This window comes from Pseudomonas sp. P4_C1 (genome assembly GCF_056402155.1).
The window spans coordinates 20,261-33,455 of sequence record NZ_JBFUHY010000089.1 but is presented as its reverse complement, the minus strand read 5'-3'; the positions used below and the strand labels follow the sequence as shown (position 1 = coordinate 33,455).

Annotated in this window: 8 protein-coding genes; 5 read left to right on the top strand and 3 right to left on the bottom strand. The window is 55.7% G+C overall.

Annotated features, from left to right (window positions below; genetic code table 11):
- From AC1DU9_RS26780 to AC1DU9_RS26765, 4 genes are all read left to right on the top strand, one after another.
- The coding region (locus tag AC1DU9_RS26780) for an HsdM family class I SAM-dependent methyltransferase (RefSeq protein WP_477811027.1) at nt 1–1,439 on the top strand (1,439 nt) is incomplete at its 5' end.
- 77 nt (nt 1,440–1,516) lie between these two features.
- Complete coding sequence (locus tag AC1DU9_RS26775) at nt 1,517–2,836, top strand: restriction endonuclease subunit S (RefSeq protein ID WP_477811028.1); 1,320 nt, start codon at nt 1,517–1,519, stop codon at nt 2,834–2,836.
- On the top strand, nt 2,823–6,257 hold the full coding sequence (locus tag AC1DU9_RS26770; RefSeq protein ID WP_477811026.1) for a type I restriction endonuclease subunit R: 3,435 nt from the start codon (nt 2,823–2,825) through the stop codon (nt 6,255–6,257). Before AC1DU9_RS26775 ends, AC1DU9_RS26770 begins: the two co-directional genes overlap by 14 nt.
- Nucleotides 6,250–6,837 (top strand): hypothetical protein, encoded by a 588-nt coding sequence (locus tag AC1DU9_RS26765; protein WP_477811025.1) that lies wholly within the window; start codon nt 6,250–6,252, stop codon nt 6,835–6,837. Before AC1DU9_RS26770 ends, AC1DU9_RS26765 begins: the two co-directional genes overlap by 8 nt.
- Nucleotides 6,838–7,566: 729 nt before the next feature.
- Here AC1DU9_RS26765 and AC1DU9_RS26760 read toward each other — a convergent pair.
- The 3 genes from AC1DU9_RS26760 to AC1DU9_RS26750 all read right to left on the bottom strand — a co-directional run bounded on the left by AC1DU9_RS26760 (nt 7,567) and on the right by AC1DU9_RS26750 (nt 10,069).
- Nucleotides 7,567–8,814 (bottom strand): ribonucleotide-diphosphate reductase subunit beta, encoded by a 1,248-nt coding sequence (locus AC1DU9_RS26760; RefSeq protein WP_007992761.1) that lies wholly within the window; start codon nt 8,812–8,814, stop codon nt 7,567–7,569.
- A gap of 525 nt (nt 8,815–9,339) precedes the next feature.
- Complete coding sequence (locus tag AC1DU9_RS26755) at nt 9,340–9,615, bottom strand: hypothetical protein (RefSeq protein WP_457266315.1); 276 nt, start codon at nt 9,613–9,615, stop codon at nt 9,340–9,342.
- Nucleotides 9,616–9,805: 190 nt separating this feature from the next.
- Nucleotides 9,806–10,069: a DUF2790 domain-containing protein gene (locus AC1DU9_RS26750; protein ID WP_457266314.1), complete on the bottom strand. Its 264-nt coding sequence runs from the start codon at nt 10,067–10,069 to the stop codon at nt 9,806–9,808.
- A gap of 475 nt (nt 10,070–10,544) precedes the next feature.
- Here AC1DU9_RS26750 and acs point away from each other — a divergent pair, with 475 nt between their 5' ends.
- Nucleotides 10,545–12,500, top strand: a complete 1,956-nt coding sequence (gene acs / locus AC1DU9_RS26745) for an acetate--CoA ligase (protein WP_457266313.1) — start codon at nt 10,545–10,547, stop codon at nt 12,498–12,500.
- Nucleotides 12,501–13,195 lie beyond the last annotated feature (695 nt).

Below are 13,195 nucleotides of genomic sequence, written 5' to 3'. Positions count from 1 at the left end.
ACTTCATGATCTCCAACCCACCGTACGGTAAGAGTTGGAAGACTGACCTAGAAAGGATGGGTGGAAAAAAGGAACTCAACGACCCGCGCTTTATCGTAAATCACAGCGGAGATGCAGAGTTCAAGCTTATAACTCGTTCAAGCGACGGGCAGCTCATGTTCTTGGTGAACAAGCTGCAAAAAATGAAGCACAACACGCCCTTGGGCAGCCGTATAGCCCTTGTCCATAATGGATCTGCGCTGTTCACAGGCGACGCAGGTCAGGGCGAAAGCAATATTCGTCGCTGGATACTAGAAAACGATTGGCTTGAAGCCATCATCGCGCTCCCCCTCAACATTTTCTACAACACAGGCATTGCAACCTACATCTGGATGCTAGCCAACAAGAAAGCCGAGCATCGTAAAGGCCGCGTGCAGTTGATTGACGCCAGCAAGTGGTTCCAGCCGCTGCGCCGCAATCTTGGTAAGAAGAACTGCGAGGTCTCCAATAACGACATCCAGCACATCCTAGACTTGTATCTCGTCGAGCCTCACGAAACCCCGGATTGTAAGTGGTTTGACAATACGGACTTCGGCTATTGGAAGATCACGGTCGAGCGCCCGCTTCGCCTCAAGAGCCAGCTCCGGTCAGACAGCATCGAATCCCTGCGCTTTGTATCGGGTGATGAGGTCCTGCGTGCCGACATCTACGCCACGCATGGAGACATGCTCTACACCGAGTTCAGCAAGCTCAAGCCAGCCATCGAAGCGTGGTTGAAAGGTGAAGACGAAAACGAAGAAGACGACGACAGCGAAGATGATGACGGCGAAAGCAAAGTTGCCAAGAAGTCTGTACCGGCAAAGCGCCGTAAAAAATTGCTCGACCCGGCAACCTGGCTGCGCGACAAGGGGCTAATCGAGATAGCTCTGCTGGCGCAAAACGAAATCGGGCAGGTCGTATTTCATGATCACAATGAGTTCCGCGCCCGCTTCGAAGCCTTGATGAAGGCGCACAGCAAGAAGCTGGGATCCCCCGAGAAGAAAGCTATCTACAAGGCTGTGAGCTGGCGAGATGAAACCGCGCCTCCCGTTATTGCGAAGCGCACAAAGCTAAAAGCTACGGATGTCTTTGTGGCGAATAACGATGGCCGTTATCTGTTAGGAGAAGACAAGTACCGCGAAGTTGTCGAATACGAGTCCGACACCGACCTGCGCGATACCGAGCAGGTGCCACTCAAGGAACCGGGCGGCATCGGCACGTTCTTCGCGCGGGAGGTGCTGCCGCACGCACCGGATGCCTGGATTGCGATGGACAAGACTCAGATCGGCTACGAAATTTCGTTTGCCCGCTACTTCTACGAGCCGACCCCGCTGCGCACACTGGATCAGATTCGTGCTGACATCCTCAAGCTAGAGCAGCAGACAGAGGGCTTGCTGCACAAAATTGTGGGAGGCGTGTAATGGTGATGGCGAGTGTCTATCCGAGGTACAAAGAATCGGGCCTGCCTTGGATGCCCAAAGTGCCAGAAGACTGGCAAGTGCTGCGCAACGGTCGTCTGTTCGGCCATCGCGTGGAAACGGGTTTTCCTGACCTTCCCATTCTAGAAGTGTCCCTGCGTACCGGCGTATGCGTGCGGGACATGGAAAATTTGAAGCGCAAGCAGGTGATGAGCCAGAAGGAAAAGTACAAGCGAGCGGTTAAGGATGACCTCGCCTACAATATGATGCGCATGTGGCAAGGCGCGGTCGGCCCCGCGCCAGTAGATGGGCTGGTCAGCCCTGCATACGTGGTGGTCAAGCCTTACTCGGAGGCCAACAGCCACTATTTCAGCTATTTGTTTCGCACAGCCGCTTACATGAATGAGGTCAACAAGTTCTCCCGTGGCATCGTGGCTGACCGCAATCGTCTGTATTGGGAATCCTTCAAACAGATGCCGTCGCCTGTACCGCCGCGTCCAGAGCAAGACCAGATCGTCGTCTACCTGCGTGCTGAGGATGCTCACATTGCCCGTTTCATCAAGGTCAAGCGCGACCTCATCGCGCTTCTGACCGAGCAGAAGCTGCGCATCATCGATTGGGCCGTGACGCGAGGGCTTGATGCCTCGGTCGTCTTGAGGCCGTCCGGCATCGAGTGGCAGGGGGATGTGCCCGAGCATTGGTCAATCAAACCCCTGAAGCGATGGGTTCGCTTAAATGCGAGCACATTGGGAGAAAAGACGAATCCGGATTTTGAGTTCCGCTACGTCGACATCGGGGCTGTAAAGACTGGCCGGTTAGCAAAGGAACCGGAGCGACTCCGTTTTCAGAATGCCCCGTCGCGAGCACGCCGGGTGCTGCGTCGCGGCGACACAATCCTCTCGACCGTCCGCACATACCTGAAAGCCATCTGGTATGTCAGCGAAGAAGCCGAAGATCTAATCGCTTCAACTGGTTTCGCGGTAATGACGCCCGGACGGGAGGTTGACCCTGAATATCTCGGCTATGTGATTCAAAGCACTAGCTTCGTTAATCGGGTCACTGCCAATTCAATCGGAATTGCCTATCCAGCGATTGCAGAGAGCGTGCTTGGCAGGTTCCCTGTTGCGATGCCTTCGACATTAGAAGAGCAGCAGGTGATCCTTGCGTACATCAAGGCCAAAAGTGCGCCCCTAGATCAAGCCATCGATCAGGCACTCACTGAAATTAAGCTAATCCGCGAGTACCGCGACCGGCAGATTGCTGACGTTGTTACCGGAAAAGTGGACGTGCGTGGATGGCGACCCGGCCCAGACGACATAGTGAGTGACGAGGAGTTAGTCGCCCTGAGGGATGAGGATGATAGCGTGAACGAAGAGGAGGACGGCGATGGCAAAGACTGACACCAGCGAGCGTTGGTTCGAGGCGCGCATCGTGCGCGGCCTGACAGGCACTCCGCAGCCGGAGTACAGCCATGAGCTGGCCCCGACGGACTTCGCCGCCACCCATAACGGTTACGTGCAGGGCAAGCCCACGGACTACAATCGCGATGTCGCGCTAGACGTCGTGCAGTTGCTTGCCTTTTTTCAGGCCACCCAGCCCAAGGTAGTAGAAACACTGGAACTGGCAGCCGAGGGCATTAAGCGCACCCAGTTCCTACACCGCTTGCAAGGTGAGATCACCAAGCGCGGCGTGGTCGACGTGTTGCGCAAAGGCGTGAGCCACGGGCCGGTTCATGTCGACCTTTACAAGCTGTTGCCCACTCCTGGCAACGCGACGTCAGCGATGGCTTTCGCCAAGAACATCTTCAGCGTCACCCGGCAGGTGCGTTACAGCAACGATTCCGGTAACGAGCTGGACATGGTGATCTTCATCAACGGCTTACCGGTGCTGACCTTCGAGTTGAAGAACTCGCTGACAAAACAGACTCTGGCCGACGCTATCGTCCAGTACCAGACCACGCGCAGCCCCCAGGAACTGCTGTTCCAGTTGGGCCGCTGCATGGCCCACATCGCGGTCGACGATGCAGAGGCAGCCTTCTGCGCCGAATTTAAGGGTAAGCCATCGTGGTTTTTGCCGTTCAACCAGGGCTGGAACAGCGGCGCGGGCAATCCGCCCAACCCGAATGGCCTAAAGACTGACTATTTGTGGAAGTCGGTTTTGACCCGCGAGTCGCTAGCAAACATCATCGAGAGCTTCGCTCAGGTGGTGGAGGAAGAAGAGGCGGATGCCACTGGCAAGAAACGCAAAAAGCGCAAACAGATATTCCCACGCTTTCATCAACTTCGCACTGTACGCGCACTTCTGCACCGCGCCCGCGCCGATGGGGTGGGCAAGCGTTATCTTATCCAGCATTCGGCGGGCAGCGGCAAGAGCAACACAATTGCCTGGSTGGCGCACCAGTTGGTGGAACTGCGTACCGCAGCAGATCCACTCACAGAGCAATTCGACTCAATCATAGTCATCACCGACCGGCGCGCATTGGATACGCAGATAGCCCGCACCATCAAAGGGTATGACCACGTAGCATCCATCTTCGGCCACTCCGACAACGCGCAGGAACTGCGCGAATACTTGCGCCGGGGCAAGAAAATTATCGTCACCACGGTTCAGAAATTCCCGTTCATTCTCGATGAACTGGGTGATCTCTCCGGCAAAAAGTTCGCTCTGCTGATCGACGAGGCGCACTCCAGTCAAGGTGGCAAAACCACTGCGCGGATGCACGAGGCACTGGGCGGAAAAACCGAAGAGGAAGAATTTGAAGAGGATGCCACCCAAGATGCGGTGAACGCGGAGATCGAGAAGCGCATCCAGTCGCGGAAACTGCTATCTAACGCCAGCTACTTTGCTTTCACCGCCACGCCCAAGAACAAGACGCTGGAGTTGTTCGGTGAGAAAATCGTTGTCGGCGACAAAGTGCAGTTCCGCTCACCGGAGGAGCTGACCTACACCACCAAGCAGGCGATCCAGGAGAAGTTCATCCTGGACGTGGTAGAGAACTACACCAGCTACGACAGCTTCTACCAGGTTGCCAAGACAGTCGAAGACGATCCCGAATTCGACAAGGTGAAGGCGCTGAAGAAGATCCGCCACTACGTCGAGTCGCACGACAAGGCCATCCGCCTCAAAGCAGAGATCATGGTCGATCACTTCGTCGCTCAGGTGGTGAGTAAGCAGAAGATTGGCGGTAAAGCGCGAGCGATGATTGTGTGCAACGGCATCGCTCGGGCCATCGACTACTTCCGCGAGGTGTCGGACTACCTCGCTCAGATCAAGAGCCCTTACAAGGCCATCGTGGCGTACTCGGGTGACTTCGAGATCGGCGGCGAGAAAAAGACCGAGGCAGACCTGAACGGCTTTCCAAGCAAGGATATCCCAGTCAATCTCAAGCAAGACCCGTATCGCTTCCTGATTGTCGCGAACAAGTTCGTCACTGGCTTTGATGAGCCCCTATTACACACGATGTACGTGGACAAGCCCTTGGCAGGCGTGCTGGCAGTGCAGACCCTGTCACGTCTCAACAGAGCGCATCCGCAAAAGCATGACACCTTCGTGCTCGACTTCGCTGACAACGCTGAGGCAGTGAAGGCGGCATTCCAGGATTACTACCGCGCCACGATTCAGACAGGGGAAACCGACGCCAACAAGCTGCACGACCTGAAAGCCGAACTCGACGGGCAGCAGGTGTATAGCTGGCAACAGGTGGAGGACTTGGTAGCGCTCTACCTTGGCGGCGCAGATCGGGACAAGCTCGACCCAATTCTCGACGCTTGCGTGGAGGAGTACCAGGAGAACCTGGACGAAGCCGGACAGGTGAAATTCAAGGGCGAAGCCAAGGCATTTGTGCGTAGTTACGGCTTCCTTGCTGCGATCCTGAACTACGGCCACCCCGCGTGGGAGAGGCTGTCCATCTTCCTGAACTTCCTCATTCCGAAGTTGCCCGCCCCCAAGGAAGAAGACCTCTCCAAAGGCGTACTGGAATCGGTCGACATGGACAGCTATCGAGTAGAAGCCCAAGCGGCTCTCAAGATGGCGATGGACGATACCGATGCAACGGTTGATCCCGTTCCTCCAAGCGGTGGCGGCGGCAAGGATGAGCCCGAAATCGATAGACTCTCGAATATCATCAAGACCTTCAACGATTTGTTCGGCAAAATCGGGTGGAAAGACGAGGATAAAATCCGCAAGGTCATCACCGAGGAGATACCCGTGCGCGTGGCCCAGGACAAGGCCTACAAGAACGCACAGGCGAACTCCGACAAGCAAAACGCTAGGTTGGAACACGACAAAGCGCTCAATCGCGTCGTGCTGGAACTGCTGTCTGACCACACTGAGCTATTCAAGCAATTTAGCGACAATCCAAACTTCAAACGCTGGCTGACGGACACGGTTTTCGATGTGACCTATCAATCCCAAAATGCCGATGGAGCGCGCAGCGGTGGGCAAATTAGGTCGCGTGCTCTAAAGGTGATACGGGAAAGGTTCGGTGTTGCAAACATCTGGTCGCGAGCGGTTGATTCACTTTTTGAGCGTTTAAAGAGCCGTTCTGACAGTTTGAGTCTTTCTGATCTGGTTGAAATAGAGGAGTTCAGTGGACTGTCGGTCAGCAATATTTTGTTCCCAATCTTGAACGTGCTGTCTACCAACGACGTGGGTATATTTCGTCGCGAGTTTCTTCAATTGGACGCGTCAGCGACTCACCTATCGATGGATTTCGACGAGGTGAGACGCATGGCGTCTGTACACCAAGAGGAGGGTGATTGGGCAGAGCGTCTGTCAATCCGATGGACTCTTCAGGATGCTAGGGGAAATATGCATGGGTGATAGCCTGACAACATTGTTCAACTGGTTTCCGGTTTTGCGGAAGCTATTTCAGGCAAAAACGGAGCAAGAGTTTGATGATTTTCTGGATCGTCACTTCGAGGAGTGTGTGCAGCGTATGGAGGCTGAGGCACACCACTTGAAGGTAGATGACGAAGAAAAACTGTCCGCATTCTTGGCGGCTGCATTGAGCATGCCGGGTCTTTCTGTAGTTCGCGAGGGTTACAGCAACGGTCGCGTTGACCTGACTATCAAATCGGAGAGCATGCAGTTATCTGAGCGACGTCTGGCCGAAGCAAAGATCTATGCGGGGCCTGCTTATCATGCAAAAGCTATCGAACAACTGGTTTCCCGATACTCCACTGGGCGACAAAGCCGTGGGTATGTTGTCGAATACGTCAAGAAGCCAGGTATCTCCGACATCGTTGTTAAGCTGCGCGCCAAGGCTGATCTCGATTTGCCGGTGCATCAGCAAGGAGCGACGTGCGATCACCGGATGAAATGGGCGTATAGCAGCGACCACCGACATACGAGCCAAGAGTTAATTCGAGTTGTTCACATTAATGTGAATATTCATCGATGATCTAGAGAGGACAGACAAAGCTCACTGCAAGCACTGGAGTCTCAGGTGCTCTGAAACTGTACTAAGCATCTGCCGATGATAGGGCGGGGTAAAGGGTGAGGATGGCAACTTGTTAGAGCGATGCCGGAAACACTCCGTGTTCTTCCGCCTAATAATTGATCCCTAGCTCAGCCTACCTAAAGAAAACCTCAGGAGACATATGGCCTACTGGGGTTTCATCTTGCCCGATACGCTTGGGCCGAAAAGGCAAATAACTTTGCTCACCTACACCTACCTCCGCCTACAGCGGCTAGGCAAGAGAAGCTGTTCGTTTCGATGAAATCGTAACAATGTTCCATCACATAGCCCATAAAACGCCCAGACATGGGCTGTGAGCATGTGTGTATCGTTTTGGTTAGGCCACAAAGAAAAACCCCGACACCAAGGCCGGGGTTTTTCTTTAGGTGGCAACAATAATCCGCCCGCTTGCGACACTTAATGTGCCCATCGACAACACTCGCGGCAGGCTCCAAAGCTGCTCGGGCTCCGTTCTGTTCGAAGAACGCACGGGAAGGCCTCACTGAGTCGCCCATCAGGCGAGTTGCAGACTTCCAAAACCAATCGTTCGAACGCTTACCTTCCCATCATGGTAAGACAAAAAGGGCTGCCAGTTGGCAACCCTTTTCGCAAAAACCGTTTCATTTTTGATGAGGCGGGTTCAGGTTTTGATGCGACTCCACGACTAGGGAATCAATCCCAGCTCAGCGCACCACCAGTCTGATACTCAATAACCCGCGTCTCAAAGAAATTCTTTTCTTTCTTCAAATCCATAATCTCGCTCATCCAAGGGAACGGGTTAGTCGTCCCCGGATACTCTTCCTTCAAACCAATCTGCGACAAACGACGGTTAGCGATGAACTTCAGGTAGTCCTCCATCATCGCCGCATTCATGCCCAACACCCCACGAGGCATGGTGTCACGAGCGTATTCAATCTCCAGCTGAGTACCTTGCAGAATCATCTGCGAAGCTTCTTCCTTCATCTCGGCATCCCACAAATGCGGGTTTTCGATTTTGATCTGGTTGATCACGTCGATGCCGAAGTTCAGGTGCATGGATTCGTCGCGCAGGATGTATTGGAACTGCTCGGCGACGCCGGTCATTTTGTTGCGGCGGCCCATGGAGAGGATCTGGGTGAAGCCGCAGTAGAAGAAGATGCCTTCCAGAACGCAGTAGTAGGCGATCAGGTTGCGCAGCAGTTCTTTGTCGGTTTCGACGGTGCCGGTTTCGAACTTCGGATCGGAGATCGAACGGGTGTATTTCAGGCCCCAGGTGGCTTTTTTCGCGACCGATGGGATCTCGTGGTACATGTTGAAGATTTCGCCTTCATCCATGGCCAGGGATTCGATGCAGTACTGGTAGGCGTGGGTGTGGATCGCCTCTTCGAAGGCCTGGCGCAGGATGTACTGGCGGCATTCCGGGTTGGTGATCAGGCGGTATACGGCCAGGACCAGGTTGTTGGCAACCAGGGAGTCGGCGGTGGAGAAGAAGCCGAGGTTGCGCATCACGATGCGGCGCTCGTCGTCGGTCAGGCCTTCCGGGTTTTTCCAGAGGGCGATGTCGGCGGTCATGTTGACTTCTTGCGGCATCCAGTGGTTTGCGCAGCCGTCCAGGTACTTCTGCCAGGCCCAGTCATATTTGAATGGCACGAGCTGGTTGAGGTCGGCGCGGCAGTTGATCATGCGCTTTTCGTCAACGGCGACACGGGCGGAGGCGCCTTCGAGTTCGGCGAGGCCTTCGGCGACGTCGAGGGAATCCAGGGCAGCCTTGGCGCGGGCCACGGCGGCGGAGTCAGAAGCGGTCACGGCACGGGCTTCCAGAGCGGCGGCACCGCCGGCGCTGTCGAGACGGTCCATGTTGGCTTCGGTGGCGTGGCCGGCGTTGGCGCTCTTGACTGCTACTTCCGTGTCTTCTTTGTCGAATTCGTCCCAGCTCAGCATGACGTGTCGTCTCCTGCGTGAGGGCCAGTGTGCCCGTGTGAAAATGGATAGTTGGTTTTTCACACGGCCTTACTGGCCGCGTTGGATCTAAAGGAATCGTTTTTTGCAGCAGCTATACGCAGGCATCAAACAGAATTTTGTACGGGTTCCGAGAGCCACTGATGGGCGCAGCAAGCGTTGATCGCTTGTGCGGGGCTTCAGACTGGCTTTTCGTCCCTGTAAGGGAATATTGCAGTCCCGTTTAAGGCCGCATTATAGGGAAGTTTTGCGTGCTGTGGGGCGGGGAAATGGCTCACGGATCGGTCGACGGGGGCCGTATTTCGGTCGGAGCGAGGGTTTACAGGGCTTTGAAGGATGTTGGCGGGGGAAGATTTTTTTTCCTGAATTTTTGCCCTGGATTATTTTTGCTCAAGAAATGACCAAAAAAGGCTTTTTTCACTACATCTTGTGTTTCGGTGGGGTTTTCTCAGGCTCCAGACACAACTAAGCCCGACCGAAGTCGGGCTGTGAAGTCACGCTGGCGGATCAGCTCAGGCGAGCGGCACCAATGTGGTCGGCACCATCGGCGGCGAGGCGGGCGGCGCCAGTGCGGTCAGCGCCGTCGGATGCGAGTTTGCCGGCGCCAATGTGGTCTGCGCCATCGGCTGCGAAGGACGCGGAACCGGTGTGGTCGTAACCGTCGGAAGCGACAGCGGCTTCAGTGGTGTAAGCAGCCGAGCCGGTGCGGTCGTAACCATCGGCGGCGAAGGTGTTGGCAGCCAGGACGGAGAGGGTCAGGGCGAGGATCAGTTGGGTTTTCATGGTCATTGCTCCAGATTCGTGGGCGTTGTTTGTCTTGGGTTGCAGTTGATACTACGCCGACTATTTCGATTAAAAAGCGCAAATAAATGCTTAAAACAATCGAATTAATCGATCATAAAGGTTCGGCGCTTCATCTGCCTGATCGAGGCGGGTGGGTCGAACCTTATTGGGGGAGGGGTGAAGCGGGGGATCAGCCGTTAGAGCAACCGTTGCCCATCGCGCTGTAACGCAGGATATGCCGTTGACCGTTGGAGTCTTCGTATTCCATTTTCATTGGCACAACTTCACAAATATTCGGTGCTTCGCTCATGGAGATCACTTTGGCGATGTCCAGATTCATCGAGTAAGTGTATTCCTCAACGGGCGGTTGTTGCTGCGCGACATCAGTCGGGACCTCGCCGGCCATGGCGGTTACGCACACGCTGCCGAGGGCCAGAACCAATAAAGCTTTCATTTAATATTTACCTTTTAGAGGTCGAGAGGGGGCACGCAATCCTTTTGGGATTGCGTGTGGAGCTTCAGTACCTGGGTGTTCGATTAACTGCCTTCGTGGGGGCTGTAACTTGGTTAATCAGGTTGCCTTGTTGGCGTGGCAGATTTTAGGCGTGGGCGCTTCGTCCATATAGCCGTGGATTTGATAAACACTTTTGACGGATCCTGTAACAATCCCTGAATAGCCTCTTCTTTTGTAGGAGCGAGCTTGCTCGCGATGAGCCAGAGAGCACCGCGGGGTGTCAGGTTGGGCGCGTTATCGTTGACGACCATCGCGAGCAGGCTCGCTCCTACAGGAACCGCGGTGGCAATGGCTTTATAGGAATTTTCACGACATTTTGTAGGGGCTTGTTACTACCATCGTCGAATGGTTCTATAGGCCCGGCCCGGCTAAAACGTGGTCATACAAAAACAACTATTCCACCGAGGTAAGAAAGATGAGTGCGGCTTCCCTGTATCCCGTTCGTCCCGAGGTTCTGGCTAACACGCTGACCGACGAGGCGACCTACAAGGCGATGTACCAGCAGTCGGTCGTCAACCCCGACGGCTTCTGGCGCGAGCAAGCCAAGCGCCTCGACTGGATCAAGCCTTTCACCACGGTGAAGCAGACTTCTTTCGACGATCACCATGTCGACATCAAGTGGTTCGCCGACGGCACCCTGAACGTTTCCTACAATTGCCTCGACCGTCATCTGGCCGAGCGCGGCGATCAGGTCGCGATCATCTGGGAGGGCGATGACCCTGCCGAAAGCCGCCACATCACTTACCGCGAACTGCACGAGCAAGTCTGCAAGTTCGCCAACGCCCTGCGTGGCCAGGACGTGCATCGCGGCGACGTGGTGACTATCTATATGCCGATGATCCCCGAAGCCGTGGTCGCCATGCTGGCCTGTACCCGGATCGGCGCGATTCACTCGGTGGTGTTCGGCGGATTCTCGCCGGAAGCCCTGGCCGGTCGCATCATCGACTGCAAATCCAAAGTGGTGATCACCGCCGACGAAGGCATTCGTGCCGGCAAGAAGATCCCACTCAAGGCCAACGTCGACGACGCGCTGACCAACCCGGAAACCAGCAGCATCCAGAAAGTCATCGTGTGCCAGCGCACCGGTGGCGACATCAAGTGGAACCAGCATCGCGACATCTGGTTCGAGGACCTGATGAAAGTGGCCGGCACCGTGTGTGCGCCGAAAGAGATGGGCGCCGAAGAAGCGCTGTTCATCCTTTACACCTCCGGCTCCACCGGCAAGCCCAAGGGCGTGCAGCACACCACCGGCGGCTACCTGCTGTACGCGGCCATGACCCACGAGCGCGTGTTCGACTACCGCCCGGGTGAAGTCTACTGGTGCACCGCCGACGTCGGCTGGGTCACCGGCCACAGTTATATCGTCTACGGCCCGCTGGCCAACGGCGCGACCACGCTGTTGTTCGAAGGCGTGCCGAACTACCCGGACATCACCCGGGTGTCGAAGATCGTCGACAAGCACAAGGTCAACATCCTCTACACCGCACCGACCGCGATCCGCGCGATGATGGCCTCGGGCACCGCCGCCGTTGAAGGCGCCGATGGCAGCAGCCTGCGCCTGTTGGGTTCGGTGGGCGAGCCGATCAACCCGGAAGCCTGGGACTGGTACTACAAGAATGTCGGCAAGTCCCGTTGCCCGATCGTCGACACCTGGTGGCAGACCGAAACCGGCGGCAACATGATGAGCCCGCTGCCGGGTGCTCATGCCCTCAAGCCAGGCTCTGCGGCGCGTCCGTTCTTCGGCGTGGTGCCGGCGCTGGTGGATAACCTGGGCAACATCGTCGAGGGCGAGGCCGAGGGTAACCTGGTGATTCTCGATTCGTGGCCAGGCCAGGCGCGTACGTTGTTTGGCGACCATGACCGTTTCGTTGATACCTACTTCAAGACTTTCCGCGGCATGTACTTCACCGGTGACGGCGCCCGTCGCGATGCCGATGGTTACTACTGGATCACCGGTCGCGTGGACGACGTGCTCAACGTGTCCGGCCACCGCATGGGTACCGCCGAGATAGAAAGCGCGATGGTCGCGCACCCGAAAGTCGCCGAAGCGGCGGTGGTCGGTGTGCCGCACGACATCAAGGGGCAGGGCATCTATGTGTATGTCACCCTTAAAAACGGTGAAGAGCCGAACGAGCAGTTGCGCCTGGAACTGAAAAACTGGGTGCGCAAGGAGATCGGTCCGATTGCTTCGCCGGATGTGATCCAGTGGGCGCCGGGGCTGCCGAAGACCCGTTCGGGCAAGATCATGCGGCGGATTCTGCGCAAGATTGCCACGGCCGAATATGACGGGTTGGGGGATATCTCTACCTTGGCTGATCCGAGTGTGGTGCAGCATTTGATTGATACGCACAGGACCATGAATGTCGCGTAAGCGGCGGTTCTGAGTCACTAAAAGCCCCATCAGGTGTTGAGCCTGGTGGGGCTTTTTTGTGCCTGAGGTTTTTGTGTTGGCTGGGCTGGCCTCATCGCGAGCAGGCTCGCTCCTACAGGGGATCTGTGGTGAATGCGGTATTTGCGTTCGACACAAAACCATTGTGGGAGCGAGCTTGCTCGCGATAGCGGTTTAGCAGGCGCTACAGCAACATCTACCAATAATTATCGGGATACTCTGTCGGCATTTTCCTACTGTTACCTGCGTTCTTTCAGGTTACTGAATGTGTAACCGTATTGCCCCGACACGGGGTGATGGGAAACGCACAGCACTGTTTTAGAGCTCTGGAAAGCCGCCCGAAAAATAAGACCCAACGCTGCGCTTGCCGGATTAGAAGGGTTTGCCAATAATAGGCCCGCAATTTGCAATACAGATCGGTTCAATGTCTTTTGCTCTTGCATGATTTTGCAGGGCTGTCAACGCGCTAAAACGGCTTTCTCGGTGCTTCTGTAATTAGTTGTCGCATTGAAGAAATATCGGCCTCGGGCCTGTCGTTAGAATGCCGATCACTCGCTCGTCGTTGCTCGTGTTGAATTTCAACACCCGCTTCCCAGGACGCAGCAACTGCTTTGCGGTTCCACTCACTCGCATATTGGGCTGTCGCTCACTCTGCCGTTTTTGCCCTTTACCGATGG